General features: G+C 48.2%; 20 protein-coding genes. 14 read left to right on the plus strand and 6 right to left on the minus strand.

Annotated features, from left to right (window positions below; all coding sequences use genetic code 11):
* Positions 1-3 precede the first annotated feature (3 nt).
* The 3 genes from HHL17_RS08120 to guaA form a co-directional block, all read right to left on the minus strand.
* Entirely contained in the window at positions 4-1011 is a 1008-nt protein-coding gene (locus HHL17_RS08120; protein ID WP_169224236.1) for a ligase-associated DNA damage response exonuclease, read from the minus strand.
* An 87-nt stretch (positions 1012-1098) separates the two neighbouring features.
* The gene (locus tag HHL17_RS08125) at positions 1099-2409 is read right to left on the minus strand and encodes an ABC transporter substrate-binding protein (RefSeq protein WP_169224237.1); all 1311 of its coding nucleotides are present in this window, start codon (positions 2407-2409) and stop codon (positions 1099-1101) included.
* Positions 2410-2532: 123 nt separating this feature from the next.
* Positions 2533-4071, minus strand: coding sequence for a glutamine-hydrolyzing GMP synthase (gene guaA / locus HHL17_RS08130; protein WP_169224238.1), 1539 nt, complete (start codon positions 4069-4071; stop codon positions 2533-2535).
* A gap of 94 nt (positions 4072-4165) precedes the next feature.
* Here guaA and HHL17_RS08135 point away from each other — a divergent pair, with 94 nt between their 5' ends.
* From HHL17_RS08135 to HHL17_RS08180, 10 genes are all read left to right on the plus strand, one after another.
* The gene (locus HHL17_RS08135; RefSeq protein ID WP_169224239.1) at positions 4166-4894 is read left to right on the plus strand and encodes a head GIN domain-containing protein; all 729 of its coding nucleotides are present in this window, start codon (positions 4166-4168) and stop codon (positions 4892-4894) included.
* A gap of 283 nt (positions 4895-5177) precedes the next feature.
* A complete protein-coding gene (locus HHL17_RS08140) occupies positions 5178-6098 on the plus strand; it encodes a dialkylrecorsinol condensing enzyme (protein ID WP_169224240.1) in 921 nt (306 codons plus the stop codon).
* Between the two features lie 182 nt (positions 6099-6280).
* On the plus strand, positions 6281-7417 hold the full coding sequence (locus HHL17_RS08145; protein WP_169224241.1) for a beta-ketoacyl-ACP synthase III: 1137 nt from the start codon (positions 6281-6283) through the stop codon (positions 7415-7417).
* A 24-nt stretch (positions 7418-7441) separates the two neighbouring features.
* A complete protein-coding gene (locus tag HHL17_RS08150; RefSeq protein WP_169224242.1) occupies positions 7442-7840 on the plus strand; it encodes a hypothetical protein in 399 nt (132 codons plus the stop codon).
* A gap of 102 nt (positions 7841-7942) precedes the next feature.
* Positions 7943-8941 (plus strand): BtrH N-terminal domain-containing protein, encoded by a 999-nt coding sequence (locus tag HHL17_RS08155; RefSeq protein WP_169224243.1) that lies wholly within the window; start codon positions 7943-7945, stop codon positions 8939-8941.
* A gap of 187 nt (positions 8942-9128) precedes the next feature.
* Complete coding sequence (locus HHL17_RS08160) at positions 9129-9875, plus strand: ABC transporter ATP-binding protein (RefSeq protein WP_169224244.1); 747 nt, start codon at positions 9129-9131, stop codon at positions 9873-9875.
* 17 nt (positions 9876-9892) lie between these two features.
* Positions 9893-11185 carry an ABC transporter permease gene (locus HHL17_RS08165; RefSeq protein WP_169224245.1) on the plus strand — a complete coding sequence of 431 codons (1293 nt, stop codon included), beginning with the start codon at positions 9893-9895 and terminating at the stop codon, positions 11183-11185.
* Positions 11186-11277: 92 nt separating this feature from the next.
* Positions 11278-11535, plus strand: coding sequence for a phosphopantetheine-binding protein (locus HHL17_RS08170; protein ID WP_168810432.1), 258 nt, complete (start codon positions 11278-11280; stop codon positions 11533-11535).
* Between the two features lie 13 nt (positions 11536-11548).
* The gene (locus HHL17_RS08175) at positions 11549-12763 is read left to right on the plus strand and encodes a beta-ketoacyl-[acyl-carrier-protein] synthase family protein (protein ID WP_169224246.1); all 1215 of its coding nucleotides are present in this window, start codon (positions 11549-11551) and stop codon (positions 12761-12763) included.
* A 16-nt stretch (positions 12764-12779) separates the two neighbouring features.
* Positions 12780-13796 (plus strand): beta-ketoacyl synthase chain length factor, encoded by a 1017-nt coding sequence (locus tag HHL17_RS08180; RefSeq protein WP_169224247.1) that lies wholly within the window; start codon positions 12780-12782, stop codon positions 13794-13796.
* On the opposite strand, the gene HHL17_RS08185 is transcribed toward HHL17_RS08180, so the two are convergent.
* The 3 genes from HHL17_RS08185 to rpsT all read right to left on the minus strand — a co-directional run bounded on the left by HHL17_RS08185 (position 13793) and on the right by rpsT (position 17384).
* A complete protein-coding gene (locus HHL17_RS08185; RefSeq protein ID WP_169224248.1) occupies positions 13793-14938 on the minus strand; it encodes a PDDEXK nuclease domain-containing protein in 1146 nt (381 codons plus the stop codon). The genes HHL17_RS08180 and HHL17_RS08185 overlap by 4 nt on opposite strands.
* 372 nt (positions 14939-15310) lie before the next feature.
* Positions 15311-17041 carry a M14 family metallopeptidase gene (locus HHL17_RS08190; protein WP_169224249.1) on the minus strand — a complete coding sequence of 577 codons (1731 nt, stop codon included), beginning with the start codon at positions 17039-17041 and terminating at the stop codon, positions 15311-15313.
* Between the two features lie 88 nt (positions 17042-17129).
* Positions 17130-17384: a 30S ribosomal protein S20 gene (gene rpsT / locus HHL17_RS08195; protein WP_169224250.1), complete on the minus strand. Its 255-nt coding sequence runs from the start codon at positions 17382-17384 to the stop codon at positions 17130-17132.
* Positions 17385-17637: 253 nt separating this feature from the next.
* Here rpsT and HHL17_RS08200 point away from each other — a divergent pair, with 253 nt between their 5' ends.
* From HHL17_RS08200 to HHL17_RS08215, 4 genes are all read left to right on the plus strand, one after another.
* Positions 17638-20394 (plus strand): 2-oxoglutarate dehydrogenase E1 component, encoded by a 2757-nt coding sequence (locus HHL17_RS08200; protein ID WP_169224251.1) that lies wholly within the window; start codon positions 17638-17640, stop codon positions 20392-20394.
* Between the two features lie 102 nt (positions 20395-20496).
* A complete protein-coding gene (odhB, locus tag HHL17_RS08205; protein ID WP_169224252.1) occupies positions 20497-22059 on the plus strand; it encodes a 2-oxoglutarate dehydrogenase complex dihydrolipoyllysine-residue succinyltransferase in 1563 nt (520 codons plus the stop codon).
* 70 nt (positions 22060-22129) lie between these two features.
* Positions 22130-23287: an RsmB/NOP family class I SAM-dependent RNA methyltransferase gene (locus HHL17_RS08210; protein ID WP_169224253.1), complete on the plus strand. Its 1158-nt coding sequence runs from the start codon at positions 22130-22132 to the stop codon at positions 23285-23287.
* Between the two features lie 90 nt (positions 23288-23377).
* The gene (locus HHL17_RS08215; RefSeq protein WP_169224254.1) at positions 23378-24553 is read left to right on the plus strand and encodes an ATP-binding protein; all 1176 of its coding nucleotides are present in this window, start codon (positions 23378-23380) and stop codon (positions 24551-24553) included.
* Positions 24554-24556: the final 3 nt, after the last annotated feature.

The raw sequence follows: 24556 nt of genomic DNA on the forward strand, positions 1-24556 counted from the left end.
GTATTATGTTTCCGGGTTAGTAATAGTTTCCTCGTCGCCATAGGCGGTGCTTACTTCCCTGGCGTCGAGGCCTTTTTCGCTGAGGTAGCGGGCAAATACGCTGCTGAAGCCATGGGTGGCATATACGCGGGTGGCGCCGGTGGCGGCCACCGCTTCCAACAGCCCATTCCAGTCAGCATGATCGGATAATGCAAAACCCGCGTCGGCATTACGTCTGCGCATATGTCCCCTTACCTGCATCCAGCCGCTGCACACGCCCAGTGAGTAAGGGTTGAAGCGGCGCATCCAGGCCGAATCATCCGCCGAAGGCGGAGCGATAATAACCGCATTTTTAAAGGCCGCTTTAGGTGTGTCAGGCGTTATTTTTTCGATATGGGGTAATGGATAACCTTGTGCTATCAACAGGTCGTTTACGTTGGTAATAGCGCCGTGGCCCATCATGCGGGTCACTTTATCCTGCAGGTGGAGGAGCAGCCGTTGGGCTTTACCGAGACTGTAAGCGGTGATCACTGACGCTTTGCCGGCCTGCTGATTTTCGTATATCCAGTTGGTGATACGGGAGAATAGCTGCTGTTGCGGTTCCCAGCGGTAAATAGGCAGGCCGAAAGTAGATTCCGTGATGAAGGTATGGCAGCGTACCGGTTCAAACGGCACAGCGATGCCATCGGATTCCAGCTTATAATCTCCGCTGGCCACCCACACTTCCCCGTTCAGTTCCACTCTTACCTGTGCTGAGCCGATCATGTGGCCGGCAGGATGCAACGAGAGCCTGACGCCGTTAAAATAGATGTTTTCCCCATAGGCGATGCCTTGTACCTTGATGTCAGGGCCCAGCCTTAGTTTGAGCAGCGGAACACTGGCCTGTTCGCAGAGGTAGAACTGGTTGCCCCAGCGTGCGTGATCGGAATGCGCATGTGTAATCACCGCGCGCTGTACGGGTTTCCAGGGATCGATATAAAAATCGCCTGCTGCGCACCAGATGCCTTTGTCTGTAAATTGAAGCAGCTCCATATTCATGAATATACAAAAAAAGGCCATGGCTGCTGCCATGGCCGTGTTCGACTCAACAAGCTATCTCATGGACAGCTGTAAAAGCGTTTATTGGTTCATTTTCACATCCGCGCTGTCGCCTTTCTGGATGATGAAGATGTTTTTGTTTTCGAAGTAGGAAGGTGTTTGTTCACCATCGCGGATATACACCGGCTGGAAATTAAAGCGGGTGATGACGGAGGGGGATGATTCCACCGCACCGTTGAAATACACGCCGTTGTTGTGCAGCAGTCGTACAAAATAGAAGGTGTTCTCAAAACCTTTATACGCCATATCGGAAGGTCGTGCTTTGTATGTTCTCCGGAAATAGTCGCTCAGGTAGCGGCTGTAGGAGTCTGATTTGTCGTTAAAGTAAGGAGAAGAGTAGAACACCTGCAGGCTTTTGAATTCAGGCTCTTTCAGCTTCAGTACGTCCCAGGTAGGCATACCGAATATCTGCATCGGGTAGGTAGCATTGGCTGTGGCGAGTTTGCGCAGGATGCTTTTAGCGCCGGCTTCATCGAGCGCAGTAACGATCACGATGTTGGGCCGGTCAGTAAGCAGGTATTTGGAAAGCTCTTCCGGGGTGGTGCCTTCGTTCCAGATGGCTTCGCGTATCCTGGTTTTTTTCGGGCTGTTCATTTTGTCGTAGGAGCCTTTAAAATCGGCCGCGAGGCGGTTTTCAAAAGGCGTGTTCCGACGGAGCAGTACAATATTTTTATTGGAGAAAGCCTCCTGTACGTAGTTATGGATGGCTTCGCAGTGTGTTTTCAGGGTGCTGTTGGAAATGAACAGGAAAGGATTGTCGCTGATGCCAGCATCATTGGGCAGGATGCCGGATACGAGGTTGATCTCTTTCTTTTTGGCAAAGTCGCTTGCTTCCTTCAGTTCCGGGTTGCTGAACGAACCGATGATGAGGTCGGTGGCGTCGAGGGCTTTGCTGTTGATGAGAGAGGCAATGCTTTGACGGCCTTTAGTGTCGTACACATTGACTTTCAGGTTATACCCCAGTTGTTGGAGGCTGTCCAGCGCCAGTTGGGCGCCTTCATAAAATTCAAGGCCGGCCATTACATAGCGGGGCATGGTACGGCCGGGAATATCGTTGGAGTTGGCAAATGCGGAATCGAGGAACAGTGGGGCAAAGAGCGCGATGTTATAAGTAGGTTTCTTCACTTCCCGGGCGAAGGCCGGTACGTTGAAGGGGGCTGCTTTGGCAGTTTCGTTTTTGTTTTCCGGTTTCTTTTCCGGCGTGGGCTTGCTCAGGGTGGGTGGGGGACCGTCAACACGGCTGGTGCTCTTTCTGGAGGAAGAGCAGGCTGTGAACAGTACCGACAGAGCCAATCCGGCCAGCAGGTTTTTAACAGATATCAATTGGTTCATAATGGGCGCTAATTTACAAAAATCATTCCGGGGATTGCATGCAATGTAAAATAAGAGAGCAAAGGTGCCAAGAGATTTAATATGTCTCCGGAACCTTTGCTCTTGGTATTTTTCAGGGAAGCATTATTCCCATTCGATCGTAGCAGGTGGTTTGGAGCTGATGTCGTATACCACGCGGTTGATGCCTTTTACCCGGTTGATGATGTCGTTGGACATTTTAGCCAGGAATTCGTAAGGCAGGTGTGCCCAATCGGCGGTCATACCATCGGTAGACGTCACTGCCCTGAGGGCTACGGTAAATTCGTAGGTACGTTCATCGCCCATTACGCCCACGCTTTGTACGGGGAGGAGGATGGCACCTGCCTGCCATACTTTATCATAGAGACCGGCTTCACGCAGTCCTTCCACATAGATAGCGTCAGCTTCCTGGAGCATCGCCACTTTATCCGGGGAGATAGCGCCGAGGATACGGATAGCGAGGCCTGGTCCCGGGAACGGATGACGTCCGAGGAATACTTCGCTGATACCGATTTCGCGGCCTACGCGGCGAACTTCGTCTTTAAACAGGAAACGCAGGGGCTCTACCAGCTGCATGTTCATTTTTTCCGGCAGCCCGCCCACGTTGTGGTGGGATTTGATGGTAACAGAAGGACCGTTTACAGATACGGATTCGATCACATCCGGGTAGATAGTACCTTGTCCGAGGAAGGAGATGTCTGTCAGTTGTGCTGACTCATGCTGGAATACCTCGATGAAGAGGCGGCCGATGATTTTACGTTTTTTCTCCGGGTCAGTAACACCGTCGAGCTGGCCGTAAAACATGTCTTTCGCGTTGACACCTTTTACATTGAGGCCCATATGTTTGTAAGACTCCAGAACTGTTTCGTATTCATTTTTACGTAACAGGCCGTTGTCTACAAAGATACAGAAGAGGTTTTTGCCGATAGCTTTGTGGATCAGTTCAGCGGCCACGGTAGAGTCTACACCGCCGCTGAGGGCCATTACCACTCTTTTATCGCCTACCTGGGCTTTGATTTTTTCGATGGTTTCGTGCACAAAGGCAGCCGGGGTCCAGTCCTGCTGGCAGTTACAGATGTGTACCAGGAAGTTGCGGAGGATCTGTTTACCTTCCAGGGAGTGGGTCACTTCCGGGTGGAACTGCAGGCCGAAGATCGGATTAGCAGCGAGGGTAGTGCTTTTGAAGGCGGCTACCGGGATATTTTCGGTGGTAGCGATGATCTGGAAGCTTTCCGGGATACGTTTGATGGTATCGGAGTGGCTCATCCAAACCTGGCTTTTGCCGGAGATGTCGTATAATAATTTTTCCTCTTTGTCATTGTGCTCCATAAAAGCGCGGCCATATTCGCGGATGTTGCTTTTGGCAACTTCACCGCCGAAGTTTTTGGCCATCAGCTGGGCGCCGTAGCAGATACCAAGTACCGGTACTTTGGCGGCAATGGCAGCGATGTCGAGGGTGGGCGCTTTCTCGTCGTTTACGGAGAAAGGACTGCCGGACAAAATAACGCCTTTGATGGAATCGTCCCAGGCAATTGGCTGGAGACAAGGTTTAATTTCGCAATAAACATTCAGTTCCCGGATGCTGCGCGCGATCAGCTGTGTGTACTGGGAACCGAAATCGAGGATAAGTATCTTTTCTGTCATGGTGGTGCAAAGATAAAGTCCTTCCTTCAATTTCGGATTCTGAAAATAGAAAATAGAAAATCTAGTTGTATCTTTCTTTTTATAATCTAAACTTATGCAAACCAAAATCACCCTGTGCTGCATGACTGTAGCCCTGTCTATAGCAGGCCTTTTCAGCGCCTGTATTGGTCAGAACCGCGTAAAAGGTAGCGGCAATGTTATTAAAGAAGAAAGAGACGCCCCTTCATTTCATAAAATCAAGGTAGAAGGCAGCATGAACGTATTCCTTTCCCAGGGGGAAGCTAAAAAGGCCGTGATAGAAGCGGAAGATAATATTGCGCCGCTGGTGGAGCTGGTGAATGAAGACGGCCGGCTGAAAGTGCGTTTCCGCCATGATGCCAATATTTCCACGCGCAAGGGCGTAAATGTGTACCTGACCACGCCGGATGTGGATGAAGTAGCGCTGGCCGGCTCCGGTGATATAAAGCTGGTAGACAAGTTTAACAGCAAAGAGGAGATGAAAATCAGCCTGTCTGGTTCCGGTAACCTGAATGGCACCATCAACGCGCCGGAAGTAAAAGCTTCCATTGCCGGTTCCGGTAATATGAACCTGCAGGGAGAAACAAAAGCGGTTCGGGTATCTATTGCCGGTAGCGGCGATTATGAGGGTGACAACCTGCTGTCTGAAGAGGCAGAAGTAAAAATTGCCGGCAGTGGTGATGCCTCGGTGCATGCGAGCGTAAAACTGGAAGCAAAAATTGCCGGGTCCGGTGATGTGAAGTATAAGGGAAATCCCAATGTATCCAGTTCTGTAGCGGGTTCTGGCTCTGTCAGGAAGATATAGCCAGATAATATTTACAAATTTTTAACATTTCAAAAATCATATCGAGAGCAGTTTTGCTGTTATTTACATTGATTTTCAAAAAAATCTAAAGTCCTTTTGCCCAGATACTGCCGCAGCAATAACAAGCCGGCTGAGGCAGTATCTGGCTGGGGCACAAGCCAACTGAGAATGCCACCCCACCCCAAAGCGCTGCCTTACATCTGTCAAATTATTATTAAATGACATAAATAATACTCCTTTTTTGTATGTTTACAGTTTGAATTGTTGAACTCCTATTCCTTTTATGAACGAAAGACCGAAGGTCCTGGTGGTATACTATACCCAGACAGGCCAATTAAAAAGGATTATTGATCATGTGTTGGCGCCACTGGCAAATAGTGTGGATATTACATACGAAGAGCTGGTTCCTGTACAGCCTTTTCCTTTTCCATGGGGGAAGCAGCAGTTTTACGATACAATGCCGGAAACAGTACAGGACACGCCCCGCGGTATACGGCCACTTGAGGTGGACTTGAACGCGCACTTTGACCTGGTACTGCTGGCTTATCAGCCGTGGTTCCTGTCTCCTTCACAGCCGACAGCCGCTTTCCTGCAAAGTGAAGCAGCCGCCCGCCTGTTGAAAGGCAAGCAGGTGATCACGCTGTTGGGCAGCCGCAACATGTGGCTCAATGCGCAGGAAAGAGTAAAAGGATACCTGCACAGGATGGGAGCCAACCTGGTGGGAAATATTGTGCTGGTAGATAAATCACCGAACCTGGTGTCACTGATCACTATTTTGCGCTGGGCTTTCAAAGGAAAAAAAGAAGCTACCCGTTTCTTGCCGCAGGCAGGTGTACAGGAAAATGAGATCATCACTTCCAACCGTTTTGCCGGCCCTATCGCTACGGCGCTGGAAACACGGAAATGGCAGGACCTGCATCCGCAACTGATGTCGCTGGACGCGGTAGAATTGCTGCCTAACCTCGTACTGCTGGAAAACAATGGTATCAGTGCTTTCCGTTTCTGGGCCAAATTCATCAGCGCCAAAGGAGGACCCGGTGCTGAAGCTCGTCAGGGCAGGGTAACGATGTACCGGTCATTGCTGCTGGTGGGTATTTTTGTGTTAACACCGATCACACTGATTTCTTCGTTCATCAAACTTAACCTGAAACGGAACGAGTTGAAACGGGAGGTAGATTATTACAAAGGAGTTACTTTGCGTTAACCTTTCGCCGGTACCGAAATATCAGCGGGTGGCTTGATAATTGTAATTCCGTTTAGAGTTATATATTTACGTCCGCTTAAAAAGTATACAAAACCAAACATGTTTATCACCGCAGAAAGGCTGGCCAATAACGGTTGTCACTATGGGATTGCATGCGGCCTTAAAAGACGAATTATTTTCAAATGAAGGAAGTTTATATTACCAGGCTATCTAAATTCTTACCCAACAAGCCTGTTGAAAATGAAGAGATGGAAAGCATCCTTGGCATGGTAGACGGAAGACCTTCCCGTGCCAGGTTGAAGATTTTGGGCAACAACAAAATCAAAAACCGGTATTATTCCCTGGATAAAGACGGCAATTCCACTCATTCCAACGCTGAGATGACCGCCAACGCTGTCAGCGCATTGTTTGATGAAAAATTCCCCATCAACAAATTACAATTACTGGCCTGCGGCACTACCTCGCCCGACCAGCTGCTGCCTAATCATGCCGCGATGGTACACGGCCTGCTGAAATGCCAGCCTGTGGAACTGATCGCTGCTACCGGCGCATGCGCAGCGGGTATGCAGGCTTTCAAATATGCCTGGATGTCTATCCGTTGCGGTAACACTGCCAACGCGGTAAGCACCGGCTCTGAAAAATTCTCTGCCTGGATGCTCGCACAGAAATTCCAGCCCGAAGCAGAGAACCTGAAAGCGCTGGATGAAAATCCGATCATCGCTTTCGAAAAAGACTTCCTCCGCTGGATGTTGTCTGACGGCGCCAGCGCCGCCCTTTTCCAGGACAAGCCTAACGAAGAAGGCCTGTCACTGCGCGTAGACTGGGTGGAAATCCTGTCTTATGCCAACGACCTGGAAACCTGCATGTATGCCGGTTCTATCAAAAATCCGGACGGCAGCACCAAAGGCTGGATTGATATGACCCCTGATGAGTGGGCACAACACAGTGTATTCTCTTTCAAACAAGATACCCGCCTGTTGGGTAAAAATATAGTGCCTTCCGGCGCGCAGATGTGGAAAGAACTGGTAGAAAGACACAACATCAACCTCGATGAAATTGACTTCTTCCTGCCACATTTATCTTCTGAATTTTTCCGTTTAAAGATCGACGAAGAAATTACCCGCCTCGGTGTTCCTATTCCACTGGAAAAATGGTTCACCAACCTGGCCTGGGTAGGCAACGTAGGTACCGCTTCCCCTTATCTGATGCTGGAAGAGCTGATGAACGCCGGCCGCTTCAAAAAAGGACAGAAGGTGGTGATGATGGTACCTGAAAGCGCACGTTTTTCCTATGCTTATGCACACATCACCGTTGTATAGGCATTCACTTCTAAAACTGCAGTCATGAAAAAAGACGAAGTGCCACAGGATAGTGATAACCTGCACGAAGGCACATTCAAACAGATTATGTATGCGGTAGATAACACCGGGAATTATGTACAGGTGCAGAGTTCAGGGTGGGAACCGGAGAACATAGCCCTCACACAGGCCTGGGATGAAGTAAACGAGAAAGTGGCAGCAGCCAAAGTACTGGTACAGTCCGGCGAAATCAGCCCTGTCGCCTACTACATGGAAAAGAACCTGATGGACCTGGCCCTGTTGGCCAATTACGTAGGGAAATTCCAGTGGCAGGTGAAGCGGCATATGAAACCGGCCGTATTCCGGGGTCTGAGCGATAAAATGCTGCAGCGCTATGCAGATGCATTTAAGATCAGTAAAGAAGATTTACTGCACATAAAATAATACTATCACATAAAGAAGCAAGGCAACAAGCAGCAAAGGAAATTATGTTGAATGATCTTTGCTGCTTGTTGCTTTGTGGCTTTGCGTGAACATGCAACAATTATGAACAACCATCAATTTCGTCATACGCAGACAGCCCACTGTGAAAGTGGCGTGATCTCCAATCTGCTGGGGCACCATGGCCTGAAGATCAGTGAGCCGATGGCATTTGGCATTGGTGCCGGTCTCTTTTTCGGGCACCTGCCGTTTGTGAAAGTCAACGGTGTGCCGGGCACGACCTACCGTATCTGGCCGGGCGCCATTTTTCAACGGGTCTGTAAGCGGCTAGGCGTAAAAATGGAGACTGCCAAGTTTTCCTCCCCCGAAAAAGGAATGGCGGCGCTGGACCAGGTAATTGCCGACGGTACGCCTGTAGGGCTGCTTTCCAGCGTTTATTACCTGCCTTATTTTCCACCTTCCTACCGTTTTCACTTCAATGCACATAACCTGGTGGTATATGGCAAACGGGAGGACCAGTACCTGGTGAGTGATCCGGTGATGGACACCGTTACCGAAATAGATCCCGACAGCCTGGTACAAGCCCGCTTTGCCAAAGGATTTCCAGCTCCCAAAGGAAAAATGTACTACCCGGTACACGTCCCCGGAAAAGCATCTTTCGAAAAACCAATTAAAGAAGGGATCGCACAAACCTGTCATTATATGCTGAAGATACCGATCCCGATGTTTGGGGTAAAGGGTATCCGTTTTCTGGCCAACCGCGTAAAGGACTATCCGCAGAAAGTAGGAGAGCGCAAATCTGCGCTGTATCTGGGCAATATCATCCGGATGCAGGAGGAGATCGGTACCGGTGGCGCTGGCTTCCGTTTTGTATATGCCGCGTTCCTGCAGGAATCTGCCGTACTGCTGAATAAGCCGGAGCTGAGCCGCCTGGCTACGGAACTGACGCAGGCCGGAGACCTCTGGCGTAATTTTGCGTTCGCTGCCGGCAGGGTGTGTAAAAGCAGATCAGCCGATAATGTGTCCTATAAGGAGCTGAGCGAGATGCTGATGCAATGTGCAGCAACAGAAGAAGCCTTTTTCAAAAAACTGTCGAAAATTTAGAAATTTAGATATTGGGCTATTTTTTTATTTGATTTACGGATTTGGGAATTTTTGGATTTAGAGATTTAAAACAATCCGGAGATATATGTTATGTCTTTCTTCGCGCATTAAATTCCAAAATCAAAAAATTCCCAAATCCGTAAATCAAATAAAAAAATAGCCAAATAATCCAATAGCCCAATAGGATATGGCAAGTATAGCAGTAAAGGAATTGCGCAAAACCTACAAAGGCGCGGCAGAAGCCACGCTTAAAGGATTGACGTTCGCCTTTCCTGAAGGGAAAATAGGTGGGCTGCTGGGCCCTAACGGCGCCGGTAAAACGACCACGATCTCCATTCTGTGCGGCCTTGTGCAGGCGGATGGCGGGGATGTGATGATACATAGCCTGCCGCAGAACGCTGCCCACCGCGAACAGATCAAAAAAATCATCGGTATTGTGCCGCAACAGATAGCCCTTTATCCGCAGCTGTCGGCAGTGGAAAACCTGACATATTTCGGTAATCTGTACGGGCTTAAGGGCAAAGCGCTGTATGAAAAGATCATGCATTATCTCGAAGTGTTTGGCCTGGAGAAGAGCGCACACAAAGAAATTCATAAATATTCAGGGGGCATGAAACGTCGTGCGAACATCATCGCCGCTATCCTGCATGAACCCGACTTGCTGATACTGGACGAGCCTACCGCAGGGGTGGACGTACAGTCACGTAGCATGATCCTGCAATTCCTGCGCAGTTACAACGAGCAGGGCGCCAGTATCCTGTATACCTCCCACCTGCTGGAAGAAGCGCAGTCACTTTGTGATGAAGTGGCCATCATGGACGAGGGCAGAATGATACTTCAGGGCCAACCCGAATCGTTGATCGATGAGCTGCCGGAGTGCCGCAACCTGGAAGATGTTTTTTTACACTATACCGGGCATGCGTTGCGGGATTAACAAAATGAAAGAAAGCTATGCTTAGATTACTGGCTACCATAAGAAAAGAATGGCAGCTGCTGGTGCGCGACAAAATGGGGCTTACGCTGCTGTTTGTGATGCCGGTGGTACTCATCACCGTGATGGCCCTGATACAGGACGCGCCTTTTAAGGACTACCAGGATGTGAAGTTTGATATATTGACGGTAGACAATGACCATGGGCGTTTGGGCAAATATATCCGGGAAGGGCTGGCATCCGGCGGGCAGTTCAATATTATCGATACGCTGGACGGGCATCCCGTCACTGAGCAACAGGCCCGTGAGCTGGTCAATAATGGACATTATAAAATCAGCATCATTGTGCCGGCAGGTTCCACAGCAGCGATTGTCAGCAATGCGAACCGGATCGTGAATGATATCACACAACGGATGGGCATGAGCGTGTCCCTGCCGGTGAAAAAAGGGGCAGACTCCCTGAATGTGGTCATCTATTTTGATCCGGCGGCCAAAAAGGCTTTTAAAGGTGCTATTCATCAGGCGTTGGACAATTTCCTGACGCAGGTGGAAACAGATATGCTGCTGGGTCGTATACAGCAACAGTTGCGCCGCAAAGATACAACGGCAACACCCAATGACACGCTGCCCATCCGTTTGCAGGCAGTGGGACTGAAGGAGCATGCCACCGGCACCAGCAAACAACTGGACGTGGTGTCTAACTCCGTGCAGCATAACGTGCCGGCCTGGAGCATTTTTGCGATGTTTTTTATCGTCATTCCTATTGCCGGTAATATGATCCGGGAGCGGGAAGACGGCAGCCTGTTGAGAATGAAGCTGATACCCGGTTCTTATCTGTTGATTCTGGCGGGAAAGATGTTGTTTTTCGTGGGTATCTGCCTGTTACAGTTTTACCTGATGATGCTGGTGGGTATCTATGCCATGCCTTTGCTGGACCTGCCAAAGCTGGTGATGGGGCACGACCAGGGCGCCACGCTGCTGGTAGCCGGCGCGATAGGACTGGCTGCCACGGCCTATGGTATACTGATCGGCACGCTTTTTAAAACACCCAACCAGGCCCTGAACTTTGGCGCTATTTCCATTGTGATCCTGTCCGCCATTGGAGGCATCTGGATACCGCTGGAAGTGATGCCTGCCAATATGCAGGTGATTGGCCATTTATCGCCGCTTAGCTGGGGATTGGACGCCATCAATGATATTTACCTGCGTAACGGCGATATCGGATATGTGTGGAAGAATGTATTGCGTCTTGTGTTGACTGGCGGGGTTATGCTGGCAGTGGCCGGATTTGTCGAAAAACGAAGAATGAACTGATAAACTATTTTCTAAACAACAGTAAAACTGTATTTTTACTCCCCACAAAGGGAATCTCCGTGTACAGCCGGGGATAAACCTACAACTTTATTATGGAAGATTTAAAAAGCAAACTCAAAGCGCAGATCATTGAAGCATTAAATCTGCAGGATACCAAACCGGAAGATATTGACGACAACGCCCCTTTATTTGGTGAAGGGCTGGGTCTGGACAGCATTGACTCCCTGGAGCTGATGGTGTTGCTGGAGAGACAATATCATATCAAAGTGGAAGATCCCCGCGAAGGACGTAAGATCCTGCAGTCAGTGCAATCCATGGCCGACTTTATCCAATCCAAACAGCCAGCATAAGTAAGAAGCTGACATGGCGGAAAGAGTGTTTATAACAGGGATGGGAATGATCACCGCCATAGGTGATAATGTGGCTGAGAACCTGGAACAATTGCGGCAACAACGCAGCGGTCTGGGTTATACCAGTTATATCGATACCATATACAAACAGGTGTTGCCGGTAGCGGAAGTGAAGCATAGTAACGATGCTTTGTTTTCCCTTGCCGGCATCACTTCCCACGAAGGATATACGCGTACGACCCTGCTGGGACTGACCGCTATGCGGGAAGCGTTGCAGCAGGCCGGTATTACAGACGTACAGACAGCCCCTACCGGCTTTATCAATGCCAGTACGGTAGGCGGCATGTGTGATACCGAAAAGGTTTATTTTGATATTGTTGATCCCGCCAAAAGCGGCACTTTCCTGCAATATATTGACACGCTTGACTGTGCAGACTGTACGCAACGTATAGCCGACACAGTAGGTTTCAGTGAGCATATCGCTACTATCAGCACTGCCTGTTCTTCATCGGCCAATGCACTGATGTTTGGCGCCCGTATGATCAGGCAGGGTTTTCTGCCCCGTATGGTTTGCGGAGGTACGGAAGCGCTGACCCGTTTTACCCTGAACGGTTTCAACTCCCTGAAGAACGTGGACAAACAATTCTGCCGGCCGTTTGATCAACAACGTACCGGTCTGAATCTGGGCGAAGGCGCCGCTTACCTCGTACTGGAAAGCGAGTCATTTGCCAGGGCCAACAACAGCCGTATACTGGCAGAATTCACCGGATACTGCAATGCCAACGAAGCATTCCACCCTACGTCCCCCTCACCGGATGGCGACGGCGCCTATGAGGCCATGAAAGCCGCATTGGCCATGAGTGGCAGAACGCTGGAGGACGTGGATTATATCAATGTGCATGGCACCGCCACGCTCAACAACGATGTGTCAGAAGGTAAGGCGCTGGAGCGGTTGTTCGGCAACAACGTACCGTTGTTCAGTTCCACCAAACCCTTTACCGGCCACACATTGGCCGCAGCAGGCGCCATAGAAGCCATCTACGCTGTATTGGCTATTCAACAGGGATTAATATTCCCTAATCTCAATTTCAAGGAAAAAATGGAAGAGCTGAACATCTCTCCGGTAACGGAATTGATGGAAGGCGTTTCCGTGAACAATGTCATTTCAAACTCATTCGGCTTCGGAGGTAACAACGCCTCCCTGGTGATCAGCAAATATGAAGGTTAAGTGTTACATACAAGGAATGGCGGCTATTTCCCCGCAAGCTACTTTTGAGGGGGATGTTTTCTCTGCGCCGCTGGTGCATACGGACAGTAACCTGCTTACCTGTATGGAACCTGATTACAAGCCGTTTATTCCCGCTAACAGCCTGCGCCGCATGACGCGACTGTTGAAAATGGGATTGACCACCGCGTTGCAAAGCATCCGGGACAGCGGCGTGGAAGCTATTGGTCCTATTGTGACCGGCACGGGTAAAGGCAGTCTCCAGGACACCGAAAAATTCATCCGGGAGATAGAGCAGTACAAGGAAACAGCTTTGAATCCCACACCTTTTATTCAATCAACTTATAATTCTGTCAACGGTCTCATTGCCCTCCAGGTAAAGGGTACCGCTTACAACAATACTTTTGTGCACCGCGGTTTTTCTTTTGAAAACGCTTTGCTGGACAGCATGATGCTGCTGGCAGAAGGGGCGCCTAACACGCTTACAGGCGCTTTGGAAGAAATGACCGCGGAACATTTCTACATCAAGAGCCGTATCGGTTTCTGGAAGCCGACGCCTACAGACAGCCGCCAGCTTTACGATCAGCTGTCACCCGGCAGTATCGCCGGAGAAGGCGCTACTTTTTTTGTATTAACAGGAACGCCTACCCCAAATAGCAAAGCCGTTATAACCGGTTTCAGAATGCTGTACAAACCCACAGCAGCCAAGTTGGCTGAAGGTTTGGCGGAGTTTAAAGAAGGTATTGACCTGGTGTTGACCGGTCGCAATGGTGACAGTCGTTATGAACATTTTTACCAGCAGGCAGATACACTGTTTCCCGGTATACCCCAACTGTCATTCAAACATCTTAGCGGTGAACATGACACTGCCGGCGCTTTTGGTATGTGGCTGGCTGCACAGGTTTTACATACACAGCAGATACCGGCACAGTGGTTTCCGATGCTGAAAGCGCTACCAGCTACCATTAACAGGGTATTACTTTACAATCACTTTTATGGAGAGCAGCATACGATGATCGTGTTGGAGCGGGTTTAACCTTCATATCTTCTCAACTCATCGACAATAAATTTCTCAAGGCTTTCCTGCGTAGGGAGGGCAATGCTGTATTTTGAAACGAAGAGGTCAATGTCAAGTCCGGCAGTGGCATATTTGACAAGGGCTGCGTCTTTGTCAGCAACCAACAGGATACCTATGGGCTGGTTGTCTCCGGGTTGCATCATTTCTGCTTTGTAATATTGCAAATAGGTGTTTAATTGACCTACGTCTGCGTGCCTGAAGGTATCCAGTTTTAGTTCTACCAGAATGTGACATTTTAATATGCGGTGATAGAAAAGCAGATCTATGAAAAAATATTCCCGTCCAATTAATATCTTTTTTTGCCGCCCTTCCAAACAGAAGCCATGGCCCATTTCCAACAGAAATTCCTGTAAATGATCAAGCAATTGTTGCTGAAGGGCTGTTTCTCCAACGGCCAGTCTATCGGCAATACCCAGGAATTCAAACGTATATTCATTTTTGATGAAATCTGCCGGAGTAACTGTTTGTGTGGTTGTTTGCTGAATGATACGTGATAGTTTTTCGGGGTCTTCGCTTAGTCCCATTCGTTCAAAATAGAAGGAGTTAATTTGTCTTTTTAATTCCCGTACGCCCCAATTGCCCTTAATACATTCATGTTCGTAGAATACACGTTTTAATGGGTTATCCAGAATTAATAATGTAACAATATGTGAAAAAGATAAATTATTAATAAGCCTTTCCGCGGGCAGTTGCAAATGTGTCGATAATATATAGATGTTTTTATTTGTATTTGAATTTATTTCATGTTGCTGTTTATCAATTAGTAGGAATTGGTCAGACACTGTCTGACCAATTCGCATGTTATTTTTTCTTAATTCTTCTTTTGCTATTTCCAGTATTTGAGGGTAATACAAATAAAACTGCCGGCATAACTTTAAACTAGTTATCGACAGTTTTAAATCAGGTAATTTTTGAGCGATTTCTGTAAGTAACCGCTCACCGTATTTAGCTCTGTCTTCTCCCTTTTGTTCATATTCAAAGATGTAATATCCCATTATCCAGTTACGGATAGTGAGGGAGCGGTTAATTGCCTTGGCTGCTACTTCCTGGAAATGGTTATGCGTCGTCTGAATAGAGGCTAACAATTGTTTGAATTTCATGTGGGTTGGGTTTAACAATATTGGTAATAATGGTTGGGAGTATCCTATACAAATTAATATTATATGAATTGGTCAGTCACTGACTGACCAATTCATATAATATTAATTTGTATAGAAAATAATGTGTAATTAAATAACTATCTATTTGAATTTCAATTTTTTATAATTGGTCAGACACTGTCTGACCAATTTGGATGATGTTTTTTATTAATACATTTTATGGTTAACAAATGTCTGGTTGGTTGTGGTTAACAATATCAAGCTTTAAACGGGATGTCCTGCAATAAGTACTACGTCACCAGCATTTTTTGAAAAATAAAAAGCGGAGATACAGCATGCTGTATCTCCGCCTTTGAATAAACTTTATGTTAATTACAACACCCTGTACACAGGATACCGCATGTATTCCGGCTCCGCATAGGGTGAGTTTTTATAGACAAAATTCAGTTGTGCGCTGGCGTTGTTGGCAAAAACGGTATCCGTTGCTTTTTTCTTGTCCAGCAATGTTTGCAGTTCGGGATGATTTTTCAGGTATTCAGCGCCGGTATCTTCAAAGACGTAGGGTGAATAACCTTCTTTCTGGCCGAGGACCGCATCAAAGAAATTCCAGGCGAAGAAAGAGTCGCCGCCGGTAGGCTCCAGTGTTTCCATGAGGAAGCGGTTGGCCGTTTGGTTCATGGGAATGTAGTAGTCGCCACTGCGGAAGTGAATGGAATCTTTGGTACTGGTGACTTTGATGTCTGTATGGAGATAGTGTTTCTCGTATGGCTTTGGATATGTTTTGAAATCGCCGATATGATACACTTCCACGTAGATGGTGGTGTCTTTTTGCAGCCGACGCATCTGTACGTGGTTGTTTTTCAGTTGATCGATAACGGCCCACCAGCCCTGGGGGATGATGTACGCCTGTGGTTTATCTACATAGTTTTCCGCGTTGGCGTAGTTATAGAATTTTATCTGCTTTTCATAAGGTTTGCTGCGATCGTAGTAGAGACGTGGCAGGCCGGAGATGGTACTGGGTTTATGGCCGGAAGCGAAACCTTTGAAAGTGATGAGGCTGTATTTGTTCATATCAAACTTCCACGAGAGGGGGAAGCTTTTTTGTGTAATGACACTTTGTTTGGTCTGGTCGCGCAGTTGTTTGATGGTGGCGCTGTTCTCACTGGTGAACTGTATAAAGGCTTCCATCAGGGCGTAGGTAGCTTTTACGCGCTGTGGATAAGGTTTGAGCATATGTGTTTCCGGTACAAACCCGAAAGTATGGAAGAGGGTCGTATAGCCGGAAGAGTAGCGGGGGAGGTCAGAGAATTCGACCCAGCCGCTGTCAGGAGTCTCGTCGAAGTGGTTTACGTAAGGTACCAGGTCGTATCCTTTCGTTTTCATCAGTTTATACAGGCCTGGCTCGAAAGAGTTGTGCATAAATTCACCCATGGGACCGCCCAGTTTGTTGTACTGGGTGGAGAGGAGGGTGATGATATGTTGATAATCGGCGCCATTGCTGACGTGGTTATCAATAAACACATCCGGGTCGGTGAGATGGTATATTTCCTGGAATGCTCGAGCGTTTTTTGAGTCAGTTTTAATGAAATCGCGGTTTAAGTCGAGATTTTGGCCATTTCCGCGGGAGCCGAAGGCGTCGGGACCGTTCTGATCGACCCGATAATTAGGAGAACGGTTGAGTGCGCCGCCGATATTATAAACCGGGATAACAGCCAGGACAATGTTGTCCGGCAGTTCGGTTTTACCCTGTGCGATATCGCGGAGCAGCATCATGGAGGCGTCTATTCCGTCAGGTTCGCCGGGGTGTATGCCATTATTGATCAGCAGGACCCGTTTATTTTTACGGTGGAGACTGCTAAAGTCAAAATCTTTCGTGGGGGAGCAGATGACCAGGTGCAGGGGGAATCCGGCGTCTGTGGTGCCAACCGTGATCATTTTCAATAGTTGTGGATAACGGGCGGTCAGTTGCTGGTAATATTGGATTACTTCAGGATAGGTAGCTGTTTCGCGGCCCTCTGTTTTTTCATAGCGGGTGATAAATTGTTGGGCCTGTGTAGTGGCCTCTGTCAGCATAAGGGCTATGATAGTGAATAGCTTTCTCATAAGAAGAATATATATGTGAAGGCGATAGGAAAAACAAAAAGCCCTTCCTTGGGTAAGGAAGAGCTGTAAATATTTGTTACTGAAAGGACTAAGCCAGGGTAGCTACTTTCTTAGCCAGCTTGCTTTTCAGATTTGCAGCTTTGTTTTTGTGGATAACGTTACGTTTAGCCAGCTTGTCAATCATAGATGCCACATCAGATAATTCTTTCTCAGCTTGCGCTTTGTCAGTTATCGCCTTCAGGTCACGGATGGCATTACGAGTAGTTTTACCGTAGTAACGGTTACGCTCATTACGCTTTCTGCTTTGACGTACGTCTTTTTTCGTTGCTTTATGATTTGCCATTTTTCAAATTTCAAGTTTCGGACGGCAAAGGTAAGGATATTCCAAATACCAAACAAACAAAAAACAAGTTTTCCGTCCGGGGACAAAAGTAAGGCATTGAATCATATTTACAATCAACCTAAATCATATGATATTTTCTCATTTTTTCCATCCTCTGTATTAAAAAACGTGCGATATTTGCAATCCCATATATTAATATATCGGGCACCAACAGAAAAGTATTTGAACTGAAGATCAGCAAAACTCGTTGTAAATGAAGGACTTCTCATTTGTCACTAACTCACATCCTGCTTACATTGAATCGTTATACCAGGATTTCCTCAAAGATCCCAATTCTGTAGACCCTGATTGGGTGAAATTTTTTGAAGGATTTGATTTTGCGGTTTCCAACGCAAATGGTAAAGCGGCAGGTGCGGCTCCGGCAGCAGGCGGCGGCTCGATGCCGGTGAGTGGTGATCAACAAGCCAAGGAACTGGGCGTATACCGCCTTATCCAGGCATACCGCAAAAAGGGCCATCTCATTGCTAAAACCAACCCTATCCGCGAAAGAAAAGACAGAAGGGCCAATCTCGATCTGGCCAGCTATGGACTGGGAGATGCTGATCTCAAAACCCGGTTCTATGCAGGCATCGTGGTAGGACTGAAAGACGCTACACTGGAAGAGATTGTGGCGCACATGAAAAAGATCTACGCTGGCTCCGTTGGTATTCAGTATACCTATATCAATGACCGCGACAGGTCCAAATGGCTGGAGAAAGAATTTGAGACCATCATGACCCAGCCGATGTCTCTGGAGCAACGCCGCAGGGTGTTACAGAAACTGAACCAGGGCGTTATTTTTGAAAAATTCCTGCATACCAAATATATCGGTCAGAAACGTTTTGGCCTGGAAGGGGGCGAATCCACTATCCCGGCGCTGGACGCGATGATCAATGTAGCAGCTGAATACGGCGTAAAAGAATCCGTGATCGGTATGGCACACCGCGGCCGTTTGAACGTACTGGCTAATATCCTGGGTAAAACCTACGAGCAGATCTTCAATGAATTTGAAGGCCTGGCCGTTCCGGATATGACCATGGGCAGCGGCGACGTGAAATATCACCTCGGTTTCCGTTCCCAGGTAAGTACCCCTTCCGGCAACACGGTGAACCTGCAGCTGATGCCAAACCCATCTCACCTGGAAGTGGTAGACCCGATCGTGATCGGTTTCTCCCGCAGCAAGGCAGATGTGATTTATGACAGTGACTATGATAAGATATTGCCTATCCTGATCCATGGCGATGCTGCCGTGGCAGGTCAGGGTATCGTATACGAAGTGGAGCAGATGAGTAAGCTGAAAGGTTACTCCACCGGTGGTACCATTCATTTTGTGATCAACAACCAGATCGGTTTCACCACCGATTTTGATGACGCCCGCTCTTCTGATTACTGTACCAGCGTTGCTTCCATCGTGCAGGCGCCGGTATTCCACGTGAATGGTGACGACACCGAAGCCGTGGTGAAAGTAGCCCAGCTGGCTGCCCGCTACCGTCAGGAGTTTAACGAGGACATCTACATCGACATGGTTTGCTACCGCAAACATGGCCACAACGAAGGGGATGAGCCTAAATTCACCCAACCCAGCCTGTATGCGCTGATCGATAAACATCCGAATCCGCGTGAAGTATATACCCAGTACCTGCTCAACAACGGTGAATCCGATGCACAGGCGCTGGCCAAAGAAATGGAGACAGCCTTCTGGGGTGACCTGCAGGCCCGTCTGGATGAAGTAAAACAACATCCGTTGCCTTATTCCAACCAGAAGCCGGAAGAATGGTGGCAAGCGCTGCGCAAAGCGACTCCGCAGGACTTTGAAAGCTCTCCGGTTACCGCCATCAAAGAAGAGGACTTCAAACGCCTGTTTGACGCCCTGATGAAATGGCCGGAAAACTTTGTGCCGCTGCGCAAAGTGAGCAAATTGTTGCAGGACAAAATCAAACTGTACCAGGAAGAAGGCAAGGTTGACTGGGCTACCGGTGAACTGTTGGCTTATGCCAGCCTGCTGATCGAAGGCAAAGATGTACGCATGAGCGGAGAAGACGTGAAACGCGGTACTTTCTCCCACCGTCATGCTGTACTGTTTGATGAAAATACCAACGAAACGTATAACCGTTTAAGTGAGCTGGCCGAAAAACAAGGCAAGTTCAGAATATACAACTCCCTGTTGAGCGAATACGGTGTGCTGGGCTTTGAATATGGCTATGCCATGGCAAACCCTAACGCCCTGGTACTTTGGGAAGCGCAGTATGGCGACTTCGTAAACGGCGCGCAGACTGTCATTGACCAGTATATCAGCAGCGCTGAACAGAAGTGGACAACCCAGAATGGCCTGGTGATGTTGCTGCCTCATGGTTATGAAGGTGGTGGCCCGGACCACTCCAACGCCCGTCCGGAGCGTTTCCTGCAGACCTGTGCGGAAGAGAACATGGTGATCACCAACATTACCACTGCTGCTAACTTCTTCCACGCGCTGCGTCGTCAGTTGACCTGGCAGTTCCGCAAACCATTGATCAACTTCTCACCGAAAGCCAACCTGCGTCATACCGGTGCTTATTCCACCATGGAAGAGTTCACCCAGGGCGGGTTTAAAGAAGTATTGGACGATCCGTTCATTACAGATGCTTCCGTGGTGAAGAAAGTGTTGCTCTGTACTGGTAAAATGTATTTTGACCTGAGCGACAAACAGGTGAAGGAAGACCGTAAAGATGTGGCCATTGTAAGGCTGGAACAGTTGTACCCGCTGCCTGTAAAACAGCTGGAAGCGATTGCGCAGAAATACAAAGGCGCTACTTTCTTCTGGGTACAGGAAGAGCCGCTGAACATGGGCGCTGCAGCTTATCTGCAAATGAACCTGAAGCAGATCAACTATGGTGTTATCAGCCGTAATCCAAGTGCGTCTACCGCTACCGGCTATGCGAAAGTGCATGCCCGTGAGCAGCAGCAGATCATCGATACAGCTTTTAACATCTAACTAAAACAGCAAACAATAAACAGAAACGAGTGTTCAGCTGTTAGCCTTTAGTGACAAAGATTGTCGGCAGCTAAACACTGGTTCACCATCAACTGATAAAATATGGTTATCGAAATCAAAGTCCCTACGGTAGGAGAATCTATTAGCGAGGTAACAATTGCAAAGTGGTTGAAAAAAGACGGAGATTATGTGCAGCAGGATGAAGTGTTGTGTGAAATGGAATCAGAGAAGGCCACCTTTGAACTGAATGCAGAAAAAGCAGGTATTCTGAAAATTGCAGCACAGGAAGGAGCCACGCTGAAGATTGGTGACGTGGCTTGTACTATTGATACCGCTGCAGCAGCACCTGCACAGGAGGCAGCACCAGCAACGGCAGCACCGGTTGCAGCCGCTCCGGCAGCAGCAGCTGAAGCTCCCGCAGCACCGGCAGTGAACAAAGGGGTCATTGAAATGAAAGTGCCTACAGTAGGTGAGTCTATCAGCGAAGTAACCCTGGTGAAGTGGACCAAAAAAGAAGGCGACTATGTGGAAAGAGATGAAGTGCTGTGTGAACTGGAATCAGAAAAGGCCACTTTTGAACTGAACGCAGAAGAAGCCGGTGTACTGACCCTCGTAGCCAAAGAAGGTGATACTTTAAAAATAGGCGATGTAGCCTGTAAAATAGATACCAGCGCACCGCGTCCGGCAGGTAAAGCCGCACCAGCCGCTGCGCCGGCTGCACAGCCAGCAAAAGCTGCGGCACCACAGGCTCAACAGGCCCCGGTGACCAGCATCCCGAATGATATCCGCACTACGCCGGTAGCGGCCGCAGTGATTGCCGATAAACAAGTAGATCCGGCTACCATCAAAGGTTCCGGCGCTCACGGCAAAATCATGAAAGATGATGTATATGCTGCACTGCAGAACCCGGGCGTAGCGATCGGCCAGGAAATGTTCTCCCGCAATGAACGTCGCGAGAAAATGAGCAACCTGCGTAAAACCGTTTCCCGCCGCCTGGTAGAAGCTAAAAACACCACCGCTATGCTCACTACCTTTAACGAGGTAGACATGACCAACATCATGGCGCTGCGTGCTAAATACAAAGACATTTTCAAAAAACAGCATGAGGTGAACCTGGGCTTTATGAGCTTCTTCACCAAAGCATGCTGCTTCGCATTACAGGAGTTCCCTTCTGTAAATGCCTATATCGATGGCGAAGAACTGGTATACCACGATTACTGTGATGTCTCCATCGCAGTATCTGCCCCTAAAGGCCTGGTGGTACCAGTGATCCGTAACGCAGAAAGCCTGGACATGGCCGGCATCGAAAAAGCCGTGCTGGAACTGGCTACCAAAGCGCGTGAGAACAAACTGACGATTCCTGAAATGACCGGCGGTACTTTCACCATCACCAACGGTGGCGTATTCGGCTCCCTGATGAGCACGCCGATCATCAACATTCCGCAATCCGCTATCCTGGGCATGCACAAAATCCAGGACCGCCCGATGGCTGTTAATGGTCAGGTAGTGATCCGTCCGATGATGTACATCGCGCTGAGCTACGACCACCGTATCATCGACGGTCGTGAGTCTGTAAGCTTCCTCGTACGAGTGAAAGAAATGCTGGAAAATCCTGAACAACTGCTGTTCGGTAAAGATCCGCTGAAAGCGCTGCTGAAACTCTAATAACAGCTTTAAAAAAATATAGCGGGGCGAAGAGCAATCTTCGCCCCGTTTTTTTAGGATACCTTTGTATATGACCCGTTGGGAGAATTATGTAGCATCTGCTACCAAGATTATCGGCGCCTATCAGGGCAGCCTGCCATTGCATCATTTCCTGAAAGCTTTTTTCAAGGAACACCCTTATATGGGAAGCCGCGACCGGCGCTGGATTTCACAGCTGGTATATCATTACTACCGTCTTGGTGATTGGGCCCGGGAATTATCCACAGCTGAGCGTTTGATCGCTGGTACTTTCCTGTGTGAACATACTTCCACCGATCTGCTGAAAGCACTCAAGCCCGAATGGGATGAACAGATCGCCCTGCCAGTGGAAGAGAAAGCGGCTTTATTGAAACTACCAGTAACGGCTACCCGTATTTTTCCGTTGCTGGATGAGTTGTCACCAGCTATTGACGCAGACGCTTTCGGGTTGTCCTTTTTGCAACAGCCACGGCTGTTTATCCGTGTACGGAATGGCCGGATGGACAAGGTGTTGAAGCTGCTGCAGGAAGCAGCCGTGCCCTATGAGGTGCTTGCGAACAGCGCTACCGTGGCCTTGCCCAACGGTACTAAAGTAGAAACACTGCTGACCGAAAAAAGCTGGTACGAAATACAGGACGCTTCCAGTCAGCAGACCGGCGCTTTATTCCACCCGGCGCCCAACCAGCGTTGGTGGGACTGCTGCGCCGCCAGCGGTGGTAAATCCATCCTGCTGAAAGACCAGCAACCTAATGTACAATTGCTGGTGAGTGATGTACGGCGTTCCATCCTCGAGAACCTTCAGCAGCGTTTTGCCGCTGCCGGCATCAAAAATTACGAAGCGCGTGTGGCTGATCTTACAGCCGACCGTTTCCCTGAAACGATGGGGCAGCAACGGTTTGACGGGATCATCCTCGATGCGCCATGCAGTGGTTCAGGTACCTGGGGACGTACCCCTGAAAGTGTCAGTTTCTTCAAACGGGAAGAGATCACCAAATATCAGCAGTTACAAAAGCGTATAGCCCATAACGTTATACCGTTCCTGAAAAAAGGCGGTTCACTGATTTACATCACCTGTTCCGTATTCCGGCAGGAGAATGAAGACCTGGTGAAATATATTGAGGAGAATAGCGAACTGCGGCAGCAGGAGGGAGGCGTGATTGCTGGGTATGGCAAAGGTGCGGACACGATGTTTGCGGTAAGGCTTTCGTAATCAATCATTTATATTTTTGACAATAGGAATTTTGTTAAAAATTTTGACAATAGATTTTTTGTCATTTAATTTGACAAAAAATCCATTGTCATGAAAAACCTCATTGGTATCCCCGCCCGACTTGATAATTTTTACCAGCGTCAACGCGAAGTAGACCTCGTTGACCGTACGTTATCGAATGGGAATAATATTCAGATTGCCGCACCCCGTAGGGTAGGCAAGACCTCGATTCTTTGTTATCTGCTGGATAACAATGTTTCTGGTAGACATTATGTGTACATCGATACGGAGAGTGTAACAGAAGCCTACCAATTTTATAAAAAGATGTTGGAGGCGATTGTCAGATCGCCGGTTATATCTAAAACTGTGAAACTCGCTGCTGGTTTAAAGGACAAAAGCGGCCGTTTTTTCAATAAAATCAAAAGTATCTCAATCCTGAATAATTCCCTGGAATTTAACAACGATATGGCTCCAAGGGATTATTATGCAGAGTTTTATCATTTTTTGTTAGCCTATGCCGAAACTGAAGAGACGCCATTGGTATTGCTGATAGATGAATTTCCTCAAACCATTCAGAATATTGGTAACACAGATCCTGCTACAGCTGTGGTTTTTCTGCAACAGAACCGGGAAATCCGGCTGGACCCGGTAGTTTCACAAAAAATCCGTTTCGTTTACACCGGCTCTATTGGCCTGAATCAGACGGTCGCTGCATTGAATGCTACTGCTACTATTAACGATCTGGCCTCACTGGAGGTAAAACCACTTACTGAAGAGGAAGCATTAGACTTATTTCACTTATTGCTGCGCCAGGAACAAAGAACCGTAGATATTAGTGGGGATGCTGCGTTTAAAGAAATGGTGCGTTGGTTTATTCCCTTTCATATTCAATTGGTGGTGCAGGAGGCGTTGATGATTAGCAGACCAGGAGCTGTCATTACCCGACAAAAAATTGCTTCCGCAATAAAAGAGGTATTAAGCCTGAAACATAAAAATCACTTTGCACATTATCATACCCGGTTGAAAATGCACTTCAAAAATGGCGCTTTCCTTTATGCGGACGAGTTTTTGAAACAACTGGCCACAAGAAAGCGGTTGGATAAAGCTGCCGCCGCAGCACTGGCTACCACTTGCGGAGTGACTGATTACCGGTTGGTCATCGAAAATTTGATATATGACGGTTATATTGAGTTTGATGATGATTCACGGAACTATCTTTTTAACTCTCCCATTCTCATGCGATGGTGGGAGCACCATATATGTTAGCTT

The organism is Chitinophaga fulva, from assembly GCF_012927205.1.
GTDB classification, from domain to species: domain Bacteria; phylum Bacteroidota; class Bacteroidia; order Chitinophagales; family Chitinophagaceae; genus Chitinophaga; species Chitinophaga fulva.